The following is a 14,026-nucleotide window of genomic DNA, read 5'->3' on the forward strand; positions in this document are numbered from 1 at the left end:
GTCAGCCGTTCCGAGTGGGGATGACCTGCACGCCGTCCCCGGTTGCGGAACCGACGACGAGAGTTCCGGTGCTCGAATCGACCGCGAGAGAGTTGGGCTGACGAACGGTGTTGAATCGGTTCGTTTCGACCGGGATGCCCGACGAGAGGTCGAGTCCGACAACTTCGTTGGTCCCGGTCAAGCTCACCCACACACGATCGGCGGTCTCGTCGTATGCCACTGCGTACGGCGAATCGCCGACCGGGAATCGCTGGCGCAGGATGAGAGAATCGGCGGTGAAGACCAGCAGTTCGTCGCCGGTGGTGTCGGTGACGAGAATGCGACCGAAATGGTCGGTCACGAGGTGCGTCGCACCTTCTCCGGCGCGCAGGGCTGCGCCGAGTCGGTCTTCGTCGAGGTTGATGTCCGTCAGTGAGGTCTGACGATGATCGAGGGCGCTCAGGTTGTCGCCGGTGACGGCAAGTTCGTCGACCGATGCAAGGCCTGAAATAGTTTGTGACTTATCAGAACTCGGATCGACAACGTGAACTGTGCCTCGCTCGGTTCCGATCGCGATGCGGCCGTCGGGCAACTCGACAGCGGAGTTGGCCGGGTCGGGGGAGGCGAAGGACGTCTGTTCGCCGGACGTCAGATTCAGCTTCACAACCTGGTTGTCCATGGACAGCAGTGCGTTTCCGTCGGACGCGATCGACACGTCCCGGATGTTGCCGTCGATGCTGATGTCGCGGCCGGCCGCAGCCGCGCCCACGGACTCGACGTCGTCGGCCGCGACGATCCGAACGGCGGGCGGATCCTGCGATACGAGAAGTACGTTGCGCGTAACCGGATCAAATGTGATGGAATCGATCCGACCCGAATACGGATGAACGACGCCGTCCAGAGAACTTGTCGTGGCAGGCGATACGACGGCGGTGGCCGGATCAATTGTCTGGAGCTTGGTGCCGTCGCTTTCGGAAGAACATCCTGTCACCAGCATCAACGCCGCCCCCATCGCTGCTGTGGTGGTGCGGAGCCCAATGCGAGTCATGGTGTTGAATCCTCGTTTTCTACTCGAGACGGTGTTTCAGCGGAACGCGCCTGCACTCGATCATCCCTGATCGCTGCGAATCGGTTTTCATTGCATCGAAGTGCAACGGTCATTCCGTCTGCTGTTCGCACGCGATACCGTACAAATACGGATTTCCGCCCACGCGGTAATCCTCGAGGAGATCACTGTGATTCCTGTCGAACCCACCGAATCCGCTGCGGAACGACCCGGCGGATCTTTCGGCGATTTCGAGATCGAAGATATTTCGGTAGGACCATATGCCCACGGTTTCGGCAGGTCAGAGGGGAGAACTTTTGCGTTTCGTGTCCGCAAGAGTGTGCTGTACGTCGAGGTGTATCGCGATTATTGCGAGCGCACCGTGCCGAGTTCTGACGACGTGATTGCCACGGCTAATCGTTCGGTGACCGATATCGACCTGACCGATGAACGCAGCATTTCTGCTGTGGTGCGTGACGCAGTACATTCTGCTGAGTCGGATTCGTCACATTCTCCGGCTCGTGGTTCCGGTGTGACCACGTTGCGCGGAGTGCTCGATCGGCTCGGTTCGATCATCGATTCCGTTCGTTGACGCCGGCTTGCTGATGCTGCGCGCTGCGGGAATCGCGCCGCGGGATCACCAGCGTCGCGCCGCTCCGTGGGTGGGCGAACACTTCGACGGGATAGCCGTAGACGCGGGTGAGCAGATCTTCACGTAGAACCGACGCAGGTGGACCGTCGGCGGCAATGCGGCCGTTCTCGAGGACGACTATCCGGTCTGCGTAGGCGGCGGCCAACGCCAGATCGTGGAGAACGACAACGACGGCGTCACCGTCGGCCGCGCGGCTGCGTGCAACGGACATGACGGCTTCCTGATGCCCGAGATCAAGTGCGGCCGTGGGCTCGTCGAGCAGAACCGTCGACGTTTCCTGCGCCAGAACGCGGGCGAGTGCAACCCTCGCCTGTTCGCCGCCGGACAGCGCCGCAAACGGCCGATGGGCAAACGCTTCGACGTCACAGGTTTTCATTGCCGCCGCGATGGCGTCGCCGTCGCGTTCCTCGCGGGCGGTGCCGGCCCACGGCGCCCTGCCCATCGTGACAACCTGCGCAGCGGTGAACGAGAAGCCAATGGTGTGTTTCTGGGGGAGTACGGCGCGTCGCCTGGCCATGTCCAAGGGTGTCCAGTGATTCAGGTCGGTTCCATCGACGTCGACGCGGCCGGCGACGACGGGCTGATCGCCCGACAGTGCCGCGAGGAGCGTCGACTTGCCTGCGCCGTTCGGGCCCACGAGAACAACTACCTCGCCGGCGCGAACGTCGACGCTGACGCCTTCGAGGATGTTCCTGCCACCGCGCTCGACAGTGATGTCCCGCGCTTGCAGCGTGATGTCACCGCTCTGCGGACTCGACGGTTCGGGTGACGTTCGTCCGAACAGTTCGCGCCAGTTCCGGGCGATGCTGCTCATGCCCACCCACCTTGTTGTGAACGGGTGCGTCGGAGGAGCCAGAAGAAGAAGGGTCCGCCGACCAGTGCCGTGAGCATGCCGAGCGGAAGGTCGGCGTTGTCGATCAGGGACCGGGATCCGAGGTCGGCAAGTAGGAGAACCAACGCGCCGGTCAGTGCGCTTGCCGGGATGAGCGCGCGGTGACCTGGACCGACGACGATGCGCATGAGGTGGGGGACAACCAGTCCGACAAACAGGATGATGCCGGTGAAGGCAACGCTCGCCGACACCAGAAGGGCGACGATCAAGACCGCCAGCTGCCGCAGCCGTTCGACGTTGACGCCCAGGTGCCTGGCGGCATGTTCGCCGAGGGCGAGGAGATCGAGACGCGATGCGATCGCCATAGTCGCGGCGATTCCGACAACGGTCATCGGTGCGACCACCAAGACCGAATTCCATGTGGCGCCGTTGAGGCTGCCGAGTTGCCAGAACACGATCTGATCGCGTGCCGACGGGCTGGCGATGAAGGTGAAGAAGGCGATGAGTCCGCCGGCAAACGCGTTGACCGCCACACCGGTCAGGACCAGGGTGACCACTTCGGTCCGGCCTTCGTGGCGCGCGAACAGGTAGACGATTGCCGTGGTCAGGAGTCCGCAGACAAACGCTGCGGCTGCAATGGCCCAGCCTGCGACGAAATTGCCGCCGACCACGATGACCGCGCTGGCGCCTACCGCTGCGCCAGAGGACACGCCGATCACACCTGGTTCGGCCAGTGGATTGGCAAAGACGCCTTGAAGCAGGGCGCCGGAACATCCGAGAGCTGCGCCGACGCAAATAGCCAGAACGACGCGAGGGAAGCGCACTTCCCAGAGCGTGACTTCACCGCTGGGGTGGGCGGGCATCGGGCCGATGTCCAGACCGATGCGGTGCATGATGCTGCCGAGGACCTCGAGCGGTGAGGTCGGCACCTGACCGATACACGCGGAGAGCACGGCGACGATAACCAAAGCGACTGTGAGCCCGATCAACACCCCGCTCACTCGTGAACGCGATGTCGGTCGTGGTGCCGATTTCTCGACTGCTTTATCTGTTTCTGTACTCACGAATCAGCGGGTCCGTAGATTGCTTCGGCGAGCGATTGCATCACTCGCCCGGTGTTGGGGCCGAAGCTGAGCAGCACGCCGTCTTCCATGTCGACGACCCGCTGGTTCTTTCCGGCCGGGGTCTGGGCGATGCCCGGGATCTTCTCGAGACCGTCGATCCCGCCGATGGACGCGAGACCGTCGGTCATCATCAAGAACGCGTCGGGCGCTGCCGCGATGAGTGCTTCGCTGGTGATGGGAGCAAATTTCTGCGTGATGCCCGATGCTGTTCCGGCGTCGACGGCGCCGAGTGCTTCGATGAGTGAATCGGCTCCGGATCCGTCACCGCCGATCATGGTGATAGCCGATCCGCGGAGGTAGAGGAACGCGATCTTCAGGGGATCTCTGTCATCGGGGACCAGGTCGCGCGCAGCGGCGATTTCGCCTTCGGTCCGGTTGACCAAGGCCTTGCCCTGTTCCGGTACACCGAGGGCGTCGGCGACTGCCTGGATTTGTGCCGGGACACCTTCGAGGGTGCGGGTGGGATCGAAGAAGACGACCGGAATCCCGGCTGTCCGCAGTTGGTCCTGCACACTCTGTGGGCCGATGCTGGTATCGGTGAGAATGACGGTCGGGTTGAGATCGAGGATCGCTTCGGCGCTGAGCGACGAACCGCCCACCGTCACGACCGGTACGTCTTCGACAGCCGGGAACTTGGCGGACGTGTCACGCCCGACCAGGTTGTCCCCGAGTCCGAGTGCGACCGTGGTTGCGGCAAAGGTTCCGTACCTGTCGGCAGCGATGATTCGACTGTTGTCCGTGATCGTGACGGGGAGGCCGTCGAAGCCGGTGACTGTGGTGGGCAACGCGGCGACCGGATTTTCACTTACCGGTGTGGGACTGGAATCCTCGAGTACCGCAGTGCGGGCCTGCGTCGAGCCGCCCCCGTCGTTCTCCGCCGACCCACATGCGACCAATCCGAAACCGGCAACCGCAACCAGTGCGGCAGCGGCCCACCGCTTGCTCATTTGACGAGGTAGCTCTCGATGTTGCCCTCGAGGTCGGCAAACAGATCACCGTTGAGGCGGTAGGCCAGGTTGACCTCGTCGATGAACTTCTGCTGGTCTTCGGGAGAAATCGAGAGCGCGTCGAGATTTGCGCGGTACGCGTCCTTGAACGGCTTGGGCTTGGGGATGCCGTCGAAGATGTAGAAACGCAGGCCGTCGGTCTCGAAACCGTACGCACGCTCGAGCATGCGGCGGATGATCTGGCCGCCGGACAGGTCGCCCATGTACCGGAGGTAGTGGTGCGCGACGAAGTCGGCCGGCGAGTCGAAGGCAACTTCCTGCAAACGCGCCACGTAACGCTGCGTTGCCGGCAGGGCCTCCAGGCTCTCACGCCAGTTCGGTCCGCTCAGGAACTCGAGATCGGCTTCGAGCGCCGCGACGCGGAGAAGATCGTCGGAGAGGAACGGGTTGACCAGCGCGTTGTCCGCGTGTGCACGACCGGCTTCTTCGAGGCTTGTGTAGACCAGGTACGTCTGTCCCAGTAGCGCCGCGTATCCGGCGGTGGTCAGTTCGCCGCCGAGGAGAGCGCCGACAAACCGTGACTGCTCGGTTTCGCGGTGCGCTGCATCGGTCTCCGCCTTGATGCGTTCGGAGAAGGCCGACGCGTCGGCGGGACTGTGGTCTACGTCAAGCGTGGTCATAGGTTCTCCTCTAGCTAAGGAACGTGTTATCTACTAGGTTAGCCTGTCCTCGCTAAATGGGTAATTCGGGTATTTCGTCGAGTGAGACCGCAAGTTACGCGCTCACGTCGTCGAGTGCAGCAGCGATCGCCGCAGGCAACTCCAACTCCTCGGCTACCAGTACGCCCGTCAGTTGCGCGAGATCCCGAGTGCCGACGACGGCGCTGGCAACTCCGGGGCGATCGCGAGCCCAGGCGAGAGCAACAGCCAACGGTGAGGTACCCAGACCGTCCGCGGCTGTAACGACGGCGTCGACAACCCGGACCGACGAATCCGTGAGGTAGCTCTGCACGTGGTGGGAATGAGCGTCGTCGGCGCCGCGGGAATCGACGGGAATCCCGCCGCGGTATTTACCGGTGAGGACACCGCCGGCGAGGGGGACAGCGGCAAAGACTCCGACGCCGTGGTGTGATGCGGCAGCAAACAATTCCTCTTCGACGCCTCGCGCCAACAGGGAGTACTCCGCCTGAGTGGCGGTGAGAGATGTTGTGCCACAAGCGCCGACGGCCGTAGCCAACTGCCACCCGAGGTAGCCGCGCACGCCGACATAGCGCACTTTGCCGCTCGAGACCGCGTAGTCGAGAGTTGCAGCGACCTCGTCGACCGGGGTCAGCGGATCCCAAGTCGCGACTTGCCACATGTCGAGGTAGTCGGTGCCGAGTTCGCGCAGTGTGGCGTCCAATTGGCGGAGCAGGCCTCGCCGCGAGCAGTCGACGCGATCCGTGCCGATCGGGTTGGGATGGATCCCCGCGCTCGAGCTGACGATCAGTTCGTCGCGGGGGACGACGTCGTCGAGAAGTTCGGAGAGGAGTCGTTGAGCCGCGCCGTCACCGTACGCGGGGGAGCTGTCCACCAGGGTTCCGCCGGCTTCCGCAAAAGCCAGAAGTTGTGCGGCGGCCTCGTCCCCGTCGGTGTCGCGTCCCCAGGTGAGCGTGCCGAGTCCAAGTCGCGACACCCGAAGTCCGCTCGTTCCGACTGATCTGTGTTTCATCAATGCCGTCCATCTCACGCCCGACCCGGGAGCGTACGTCGCACCCGGGAGTTCTCACCACGTGCAGACTAGTGGTCACCCGACCGAACTCGGGGGATTCGGGCATCAGCGTGCCGGGCGCGGCACGTCTGGCGGTGCACCGGTAGCGTGACGCCAGTGAAAAGTGAACTCGCCCCACGAAACTGTTGTGTAGTAATCCCATTCGAATCAGTGCAGTTCGCATCAGTCCGGGCGGTTCTCTGATGGGTGAGGCGATGACATGGCTACAGGCCATGGTCCTGGGGCTCGTGCAGGGATTGACCGAATTTCTTCCCGTCTCGTCGTCGGGGCATCTGCGCATCGTCTCGGAGATCTTCTTCGGAAGTGATGCCGGTGCGTCCTTCACCGCGGTGACTCAGCTCGGCACCGAACTCGCGGTCCTGATCTATTTTGCGCGCGATATCGTGAGGATCATCACCGCGTGGTTCCGAGGGTTGTTCCACGCCGAGCATCGCGGCGACCTCGACTACCGGATGGGCTGGTACGTCATCATCGGCACGCTGCCCGTCGGTATTCTCGGGTTCCTGTTCAAGGACCAAATCCGTACCGGCGCACGAAATCTGTGGCTGATCGCCACAATGCTGATCGTGTTTGCGCTCGTGATCGCCGCCGCCGAGTACTACGGACGTAAGTCCCGACCCATCGAGTCCCTCACAGCGCGTGACGGCATCATCATGGGTTCGGCGCAGGCGCTCGCCCTCATCCCCGGAGTGTCGCGTTCGGGTGGAACCATCAGCGCCGGTCTGTTTCTCGGACTGACACGTGAGGCCGCCGCACGCTATTCGTTCCTGCTGGCGATCCCGGCGGTGCTGGCGTCGGGACTGTTCAGCCTTCCCGATGCCTTCGAACCTGCGGGTGAGGGACTGAACGCCAGTGGCCCCCAGCTGCTCGTCGCGACGGTGATCGCGTTTGCGGTCGGCTATGCGGCCATCGCGTGGTTGCTCAAGTTTGTGGTCAATCATTCGATGTACTGGTTTGTCGGCTACAGAATCGCTCTCGGCGTAGTCGTCCTTGCGTTGCTGGCCACAGGGGTTGTGTCCGCGACATAACGCCGGTTTCGACGTCGACCGCCCGCCGCGCTCTGCGCCGCCCCATTAGGGTTATGGCATGACAGTTGTCCTTCTGCGGCACGGGCGGTCGACGTCCAACACGGCCCACACACTTGCCGGTCGCACGCCGGGCGTCGAACTCGACGATCACGGCCGGAAACAGGCTGCGGCCGTCGTAGACAGGTTGGTGGGTCTCGACATTGCCGAGATCGTGCGGTCCCCGCTGCTGCGATGTGAGCAGACGGTGGGTCCCATCGCCGCGGACCGTGGATTGACTCCCGTTGTCGAGGAACGCCTCGTCGAGGTGGACTACGGGCAGTGGACGGGCCGCCCCCTCAAGGATTTGCTCGAGGAACCGCTGTGGAAAGTTGTGCAGCGGCACGCGTCAGGTGCGGTCTTCCCCGATGGTGAAGGGCTGGCGCAAGTGCAAGCGCGGGCCGTTGCCGCGATTCGTGAACACGACAGAAGGCTTGCCGAGGAGCACGGCAAAGACGTCGTGTGGATTGCCTGCACGCACGGCGACGTCATCAAATCCGTACTGGCGGACGCGTACGCGATGCATCTCGATTCGTTCCAGCGCATCGTTGCCGAACCGGCGTCGATGAGTGTGATCCGATATTCCGCGACCTCGCCCTTCGTGCTGCGGGTCAACGACACCGGAGATGCGCTGGCGGCGATCGGTCAGGCCAAGGCGTCGACCAATGGCTCCGCTCCCGAACAGGAATCCGTGCCTGGCGGCGAGGTCGGAGTGTGATCGTGACGGATAATGGGTACCCAGGGAAGTTCCGCTCGAATTCGAGGAGGTGCAATGTCGCGCGCGATTCACGTATTTCGCACCCCTGACCGATTTGTCGCAGGGACCGTGGGAGAACCCGGTGACAGGTCTTTTTATCTCCAAGCCGTGCACGAGGCGCGAGTAGTGAGCGTGCTGCTCGAAAAGCAGCAGGTTCAGGTACTGGCAGACCGGATGGGTCTACTCCTCGAAGAGGTACATCGCCGTTTCGGCACCGAGGTTCCGCCGGAAGCCGGTGATATCACCGACCTCAGTCCGCTTGTTACTCCGTTGGATGCCGAATTCCGGGTCGGGACGATGGGTTTGGGCTGGGATGCAGATGCCGGCGCCGTTGTGGTGGAACTTCTTGCAGTGAGCGAAACCGAGTTCGACGAGTCGGTCGTGCTCGACGATTCGGACGACGGACCCGACGCCGTACGGGTGTTCCTGACGCCGGAGCAGGCGCGGGAATTCTCACTGCGATCAGAGCGAGTGATTGCCGCCGGCCGTGCGCCATGTCCGCTGTGCGGCGAACCCCTCGCTCCGGACGGACATATCTGTGTCCGGACCAACGGATATCGCCGCGGTGATTCGTTCGGGTTCGCGATCGACGACGCCGACACCGACGAGGACTGAGCGGTGTCGAGCTCGCCTGGCCCTGATGTCCAGCTCGAAGGTGAGCTGACGGTGATCGGTCAGATCACCACTGCCAGCAACGCAACTTTGGTCTGCGACGCTGTTCTCGGTGACGAGTCGATGCGGGTCGTCTACAAGCCGGTGCGCGGCGAGCGCCCGTTGTGGGACTTCCCGGACGGCACCTTGGCGGGGCGCGAAGTGGCGTCGTACCGGGTGTCCGAGGCGCTGGGGTGGGGTGTCATCCCGCGAACAGTGTTGCGCGATGGACCTTTTGGGCCAGGAATGGTGCAGAAATGGATCGACACCGTCGACCGCCACGCTGACATGCTCGGCATGCCGGACATCGTCGACCTCTGCAGCCCGGACAATGTCCCGTCAGGATGGTTCGAGGTTCTTCAGGCGTTCGATTCTGCGGGGGAACCGGTTTCGCTCATTCACGCCGATGATCCCCGGCTTCAGCGGATGGCAGTGCTCGATGTCCTCATCAACAACGCGGATCGCAAAGGTGGTCATGCACTCGAAGGGATCGACGGCTCCGTCTACGGCGTGGATCACGGAATCTGCATGCACACGGACAACAAACTACGCACTGTCCTGTGGGGATGGGCAGGCCAACAAGTTCCGGGGCCCTTGATCGCGGATGTCGCGGAATTTGCGTCAACTGTCGACGGCAGTTTCGGTGATGAACTGTCGGAACTGGTTACCGACGACGAAATTGCGGCGCTGGCGCAGCGGGCGCGTGAGCTGACGTTGTCAGCAGTCATGCCTGTGCCGAACGGGCATCGAACGATCCCGTGGCCGGCTTTCTAGTTTTCGTTGTACTTGGGATTGAGTTCCGGGGACCGAACCAGCCGTAGTAGCTGTTCGCGCAATGCCGACACATCTCCGGTGCCGAAGGCCAGAGCGGCTTCGTCCTTTTCGAGTTCGAGTAGGCGTTCATAGGTCGCTTGCCCGGATGCCGTGATGGCTATGAGGCGTCGTCGTTCGTCGCGCGGATCGGTATCGCGGGTGACGTAGCCGGCACGCTCGAGGCGATCGACGGTCCGACTCATGGTCTGGTCGGTTACCCGAGCCTTCTTGGCGATGTCTCGCTGCGACGCGGGGGACATGGCGATGGAATGTAAGACGATAAGTCCGGCGTGCGTCATGTCCTGGCTGCGTAGGACCTGCTCCCACGAGTGTTCGACGAGGCGCGCCGCAGTCGACAGCAAGCGGCCTGTCGGCCAGTTTTCGAGCCCATCCTCGGTCACGCTCCTGCCTTCCGTTTGCAATTGTTCAGCTTGCTGAACAAAATAAGGGACCATCACGCATCAGCCAAACCGAACTCTGGAGAAACCGTGAGCACACCCACGAGTACGCGTCGTCGCCTGAGATGGATTGTGCCAGCTCTGCTGGTAATCGGCTGGTTGGCTATCGGCGGCTTCGGTGGACCGTTTGCCGGAAAACTGAGCACAGTGCAGCAGAACGACAACACGTCCTTCCTGCCCGCATCGGCGGAAGCGACCGAGGTCGGCAAGCTCCAGGAAGGTTTCATCGACACACGATTTGTTCCGGCGATCATCGTCGCAGAACGTTCGGGTGGGTTGCAGGGTGGCGACAGTGCCTTCCTGACGGACACGGTCGCAGAGTTTGTCGGAACCGAAGGATTCGGTGACGCGAGCTCGCCCGCGATTCCGTCGGCGGACGGTCAGGCGTTGCAGCTGTTCCTCCCGATCGACAGCACAGTCGAGGTCAAGACCTCGGTGAAGGAACTGCGTGCCGCGTTCGAATCCGCGCCGGAGGGACTGACTGTCCTGGTGACCGGTCCGGCCGGTCAGGTCGCCGACTTGTCCGCCGCTTTTGCGGGCATCGACGGTCTCTTGTTGCTGGTGGCCGGATCAGTGGTGATTCTGATCTTGATCGTGGTGTATCGCAGTCCCATCCTGCCGTTCGTGGTTATTTTCTCGGCGGTCTTTGCGCTCGGCTTGTCGAGTCTGTTGGTGTACGCGCTGGCCGACGCCGACGTCATCGCGTTGAACGGTCAGAGCCAGGGCATTTTGTTCATCTTGGTGTTTGGCGCCGCGACAGACTATGCGCTGCTTCTGGTCTCACGCTATCGCGAGGAACTGCGCATCGAGCAGGACAAATACTCGGCGATGCGGGTGGCGTGGCGTGCCACGCTGGAACCCGTCGCAGCGTCCGCCGGTACCGTGATCGCGGGCGTTCTGTGCCTGCTGTTGTCGGATCTGAACTCGAACCGCGGATTGGGACCCGTCGCGGCCATCGGTATCGCCGCATCGTTCCTCGCATCGATGACGTTCCTGCCTGCCATTCTCGTATTGTTCGGCCGTACCGCGTACTGGCCGACCAAGCCGAAATTCGACGCCGACGTCGCCCACCACGACGAGGCAGACGATCACCGTTTCTGGGCCGGACTTGCCGCTCGCATCGGGCGGCATCCGCGTCGTTTCTGGGTGGCGTCGACGCTGGTGCTGGTGATCTTCGCGCTGATGATGCCGCAGTTCAAGGCCAGCGGAGTGGCGTCGTCTGACGTCTTTCTGCTCGAGGTCGACTCGGTTGCGGGTCAGGAGATTCTCGGCGAGCATTTCGACGCCGGATCAGGTTCCCCGGCGATTGTGATCGCTGATGCAGACCAGATGGATGCCGTTGTCGCGGCAAGCCGAGTCGACGGCGTCAGTGACGTCACTGTTGTTCAGAACGGGGGAGCACCGCTTGTCGTCGACGGCCGTGTCTCGCTCGAGGCGACGCTGACCGATGCCTCTGATTCGATCGAGGCCGAAAACACGATTGTGCGACTACGTGATTCAGTCCACTCCGTCGAGGGTGCCAACGCCTTGGTCGGTGGTGTCACCGCAACGGATCTCGACACAAAGACCACGTCGACGCGCGACCGCACGCTGATCATCCCGGTGGTAGTGCTCGTGGTCTTCGCGATCCTCGCGCTGTTGCTTCGATCACTCCTTGCGCCGCTGCTGCTCATGGGCACCGTAGTGCTCTCTTTTGCTGCGACACTGGGTATTTCGTCGCTCGTATTCGAGCATGTCTTCGGATTCCCCGGCGCAGATCCGGTGGTGCCGTTGTTCGCGTTCGTGTTCCTCGTCGCACTCGGGATCGATTACAACATCTTCCTGATGACCCGGGTTCGGGAGGAGGCACAGAAGATCGGTACACGGGCAGGCGCGCTCCGGGGACTGACCGTCACCGGCGGCGTCATCACCTCAGCCGGAGTTGTTCTGGCAGCAACCTTCTCGGCGTTGGCTGTGATTCCGCTGTTGTTCCTCGCGCAGATTGCCTTCATCGTTGCGTTCGGTGTGCTGCTCGACGCGTTGATTGTCCGATCACTGCTGGTCCCGGCGTTGACGTACGACATCGGGCAGAAGATCTGGTGGCCGAGCAAGCTGGCGTCCACGCCGGAACCGACACCGGATCAGCCAGCACCTTCCGAGCCCTCGACCAGTCTCCACTAGGCTCGCCAGTATGCAGTCTTGGTCCGATACCGCACTCCCGTCCGTACCCGGTCAGGGGCCGCCGTTGCGGCTGTACGACACAGCCGACCGTCAGGTTCGTCCAGTCACCCCCGGGAAGACCGCCACGATGTACGTCTGTGGCATCACACCGTACGACGCGACCCACCTCGGGCACGCCGCCACGTACCTCACCTTCGACCTCGTGAACCGTATCTGGCGCGACGCCGGACACGACGTTCACTACGTCCAGAACGTGACCGACGTGGACGACCCGCTCTTCGAACGCGCCAACCGCGACGGTGAAGACTGGGTTGTTCTCGGAATGCGCGAGACGGCGCTCTTCCGGGAAGACATGGAGGCGCTGCGCGTGCTTCCTCCCAAGGACTACATCGGCGCTGTCGAATCGATCAACGAAGTTGTCGAACTCGTCGAGAAGTTCGTCGCATCCGGCGCGGCCTACATCGTCGACGACGCCGAGTTCCCCGACGTCTACTTCCGGGCCGACGCCACCGAACAGTTCGGTTACGAGTCCGGCTACGACCGCGAGACCATGGAGAAGTTCTTCGCCGAGCGCGGCGGCGATCCGGATCGCGCCGGCAAGCGCAATCCGCTCGACGCACTGGTGTGGCGGGCTGTCCGCCCGGGTGAGCCGTCCTGGCCGTCACCGTTCGGACCGGGCCGCCCCGGGTGGCACATCGAGTGCGCGGCCATTGCACTCAACCGCATCGGCTCCGGTTTCGACCTCCAGGGCGGCGGCAGCGACCTCATCTTCCCGCACCACGAGTTCTCGGCAGCGCACGCCGAATGTGCCACGGGTGACCGTCGTTTCGCGCGTCACTACGTTCACACCGGCATGATCGGTCTGGACGGCGAGAAGATGTCGAAGAGTCGCGGCAATCTCGTGTTCGTTTCGAAACTTCGTGGCGAAGGGGTCGACCCCGCAGCGATCCGTCTCGGACTGCTCTCGGGCCATTACCGTCAGGACCGAGCGTGGACCGAACAGGTCCTCGAGGACGCGCAGGATCGTCTGAAGGTGTGGCGTGCTGCCGCTGCCCTGAGTTCGGCTGCGTCCGTCACTGACACAGTTGCACGGTTGCGTCAGCATCTCGCCGACGACCTCGACACCCCGAAGGCTCTTGACGCCCTCGACGGTTGGGCGCGTCGTGCACTCGAAGGTGGCGGATCCGACGCACAGGCACCGGGCGAGTTCGCCGATGCCGTCGACGCGCTGTTGGGGATTTCGCTGCGCTGATGTATTAGCTGTGCGCCTTTGTCAACCGCGGGCGGTTGACAAAGGCGCACAGTGCTTTCACGGGCACGCCGGCGTCACCATGTCGTAGATCTCGTCGACCTGGGCTTGGGTCGGGACTACGCCGTTGTGTTCGGCCTGATCGCGGATTTCGTCGCTGACTTGTTGCTCCGAGGCACCCTCGGCGATGTCGTCGCACGTATCGAGCACGATCTCTTTGATGTCAGCATCGTCTCGATCCTGTGAAAGATCCGGGTAGCGGGTGCGAAATGCCACAACAAATGCAGTGAGTTTTCCCTGATCGACAGCGCTCATCTCGCCCGTCGACGTTCCGGCGGGCATTCGCATGGTTTCTTGACCGGTGGCGTGACCGCTGCCCTGGTTCTGGTCACCGTCGTCGTTTCCGCAGGCGCACATCATCGAAGCTGCGCCCGCGATCATGATTGTCGCGATGGCTTTCTTCATGTCGTCTCCGCTCGCAAGTTTCGGCCCATGGATGAAAAGCGCGGGTGGTGCGGTGGTACC

At 62.9% G+C, this 14,026-nt stretch carries 15 protein-coding genes; 7 read left to right on the forward strand and 8 right to left on the reverse strand.

Annotated elements, in window-relative coordinates; genetic code table 11:
- Position 1 precedes the first annotated feature (1 nt).
- Positions 2-1,027, reverse strand: a complete 1,026-nt coding sequence (locus R4P64_RS16010) for a hypothetical protein (protein WP_317821691.1) — start codon at positions 1,025-1,027, stop codon at positions 2-4.
- 187 nt (positions 1,028-1,214) lie between these two features.
- Between R4P64_RS16010 and R4P64_RS16015 the strand changes: the two genes are divergently transcribed.
- On the forward strand, positions 1,215-1,616 hold the full coding sequence (locus tag R4P64_RS16015) for a hypothetical protein (protein ID WP_033232184.1): 402 nt from the start codon (positions 1,215-1,217) through the stop codon (positions 1,614-1,616).
- On the opposite strand, the gene R4P64_RS16020 is transcribed toward R4P64_RS16015, so the two are convergent.
- The 5 genes from R4P64_RS16020 to R4P64_RS16040 form a co-directional block, all read right to left on the reverse strand.
- A complete protein-coding gene (locus R4P64_RS16020) occupies positions 1,597-2,490 on the reverse strand; it encodes a heme ABC transporter ATP-binding protein (protein WP_051730311.1) in 894 nt (297 codons plus the stop codon). The genes R4P64_RS16015 and R4P64_RS16020 overlap by 20 nt on opposite strands.
- Positions 2,487-3,572, reverse strand: a complete 1,086-nt coding sequence (locus tag R4P64_RS16025; RefSeq protein ID WP_033231925.1) for a FecCD family ABC transporter permease — start codon at positions 3,570-3,572, stop codon at positions 2,487-2,489. Before R4P64_RS16025 ends, R4P64_RS16020 begins: the two co-directional genes overlap by 4 nt.
- Complete coding sequence (locus R4P64_RS16030; RefSeq protein WP_317821694.1) at positions 3,569-4,579, reverse strand: hemin ABC transporter substrate-binding protein; 1,011 nt, start codon at positions 4,577-4,579, stop codon at positions 3,569-3,571. Before R4P64_RS16030 ends, R4P64_RS16025 begins: the two co-directional genes overlap by 4 nt.
- Positions 4,576-5,259: a heme oxygenase (biliverdin-producing) gene (locus R4P64_RS16035; protein WP_045067844.1), complete on the reverse strand. Its 684-nt coding sequence runs from the start codon at positions 5,257-5,259 to the stop codon at positions 4,576-4,578. Before R4P64_RS16035 ends, R4P64_RS16030 begins: the two co-directional genes overlap by 4 nt.
- 94 nt (positions 5,260-5,353) lie before the next feature.
- A complete protein-coding gene (locus R4P64_RS16040; RefSeq protein WP_033231928.1) occupies positions 5,354-6,289 on the reverse strand; it encodes an aldo/keto reductase in 936 nt (311 codons plus the stop codon).
- Between the two features lie 242 nt (positions 6,290-6,531).
- Between R4P64_RS16040 and R4P64_RS16045 the strand changes: the two genes are divergently transcribed.
- Genes R4P64_RS16045 through R4P64_RS16060 form a run of 4 tightly spaced genes read left to right on the forward strand, consistent with a single transcriptional unit; the run spans position 6,532 to position 9,595 of the window.
- Complete coding sequence (locus R4P64_RS16045; protein WP_317544140.1) at positions 6,532-7,377, forward strand: undecaprenyl-diphosphate phosphatase; 846 nt, start codon at positions 6,532-6,534, stop codon at positions 7,375-7,377.
- A 58-nt stretch (positions 7,378-7,435) separates the two neighbouring features.
- Positions 7,436-8,131 (forward strand): histidine phosphatase family protein, encoded by a 696-nt coding sequence (locus R4P64_RS16050; RefSeq protein ID WP_033231929.1) that lies wholly within the window; start codon positions 7,436-7,438, stop codon positions 8,129-8,131.
- A gap of 54 nt (positions 8,132-8,185) precedes the next feature.
- Positions 8,186-8,785, forward strand: coding sequence for a DUF3090 domain-containing protein (locus R4P64_RS16055; protein WP_033231930.1), 600 nt, complete (start codon positions 8,186-8,188; stop codon positions 8,783-8,785).
- 3 nt (positions 8,786-8,788) lie between these two features.
- A complete protein-coding gene (locus R4P64_RS16060; RefSeq protein WP_233365588.1) occupies positions 8,789-9,595 on the forward strand; it encodes an SCO1664 family protein in 807 nt (268 codons plus the stop codon).
- Here the strand turns inward: R4P64_RS16060 and R4P64_RS16065 are convergent.
- Complete coding sequence (locus tag R4P64_RS16065) at positions 9,592-10,035, reverse strand: MarR family winged helix-turn-helix transcriptional regulator (RefSeq protein WP_317544135.1); 444 nt, start codon at positions 10,033-10,035, stop codon at positions 9,592-9,594. The two genes, R4P64_RS16060 and R4P64_RS16065, sit on opposite strands and share 4 nt — an antisense overlap.
- Positions 10,036-10,122: 87 nt before the next feature.
- Between R4P64_RS16065 and R4P64_RS16070 the strand changes: the two genes are divergently transcribed.
- Both R4P64_RS16070 and mshC read left to right on the forward strand, forming a co-directional pair.
- Positions 10,123-12,252, forward strand: a complete 2,130-nt coding sequence (locus R4P64_RS16070) for an MMPL family transporter (RefSeq protein WP_317821698.1) — start codon at positions 10,123-10,125, stop codon at positions 12,250-12,252.
- A 10-nt stretch (positions 12,253-12,262) separates the two neighbouring features.
- Entirely contained in the window at positions 12,263-13,504 is a 1,242-nt protein-coding gene (gene mshC / locus R4P64_RS16075; protein WP_045067841.1) for a cysteine--1-D-myo-inosityl 2-amino-2-deoxy-alpha-D-glucopyranoside ligase, read from the forward strand.
- 57 nt (positions 13,505-13,561) lie between these two features.
- Here mshC and R4P64_RS16080 read toward each other — a convergent pair whose 3' ends face one another.
- Positions 13,562-13,966: a hypothetical protein gene (locus R4P64_RS16080; RefSeq protein WP_095887865.1), complete on the reverse strand. Its 405-nt coding sequence runs from the start codon at positions 13,964-13,966 to the stop codon at positions 13,562-13,564.
- Positions 13,967-14,026: the final 60 nt, after the last annotated feature.

The organism is Rhodococcus sp. IEGM 1366 (assembly GCF_033142425.1).
GTDB lineage: Bacteria > Actinomycetota > Actinomycetes > Mycobacteriales > Mycobacteriaceae > Rhodococcus_F > Rhodococcus_F globerula.